1 protein-coding gene is annotated in these 408 nt (G+C 69.9%); it reads left to right on the top strand.

The window, feature by feature from the left end; genetic code table 11:
- The coding region (locus BTA51_RS30395; RefSeq protein ID WP_094712550.1) for a hypothetical protein at window positions 1-336 on the top strand (336 nt) is incomplete at its 5' end.
- Window positions 337-408: the final 72 nt, after the last annotated feature.

Below are 408 nucleotides of genomic sequence, written 5' to 3'. Positions count from 1 at the left end.
ATGCGCCGGATGAACCTTGCCTTGGCTGCGGCCGCGGGCAATCCGGCGATGACGATGCTGGCCCAAGGCCTGATCGAGGCCGAATTCGCCATCACCCCCACGACCGATTACCCGACACGGGTGCGCGCGCGCTTCCTGTCCTATCACGTCCGCGTCGCCAACGGCATTGCCGGCGGCCGGGCCGAGGACGCCCGCGCCGCCCTCGTGGGGCTGTGGAGCTTCGAATCCGACCGCGCCAACGGCGGTTCGGCCGAGGAACAACCGGTCGAGCGCCCGCCTCGGATGCGGGACCTGCGGCTCCCTCCGGTGCAGCGCCTGACCCCGTTGCCGGAGTAAACCCGTGGCGGTCCGTCAGGCCAGCCTCCGTCACCGCATCGCCGAGGCGATCGATCCCGAATTGCATCAGAA

It is taken from the genome of Hahella sp. CCB-MM4, assembly GCF_002260525.1.
GTDB lineage: Bacteria > Pseudomonadota > Gammaproteobacteria > Pseudomonadales > Oleiphilaceae > Hahella.
Note: the sequence above shows the minus strand (reverse complement) of the source record. Positions and strands in the feature narration are given on the sequence as shown.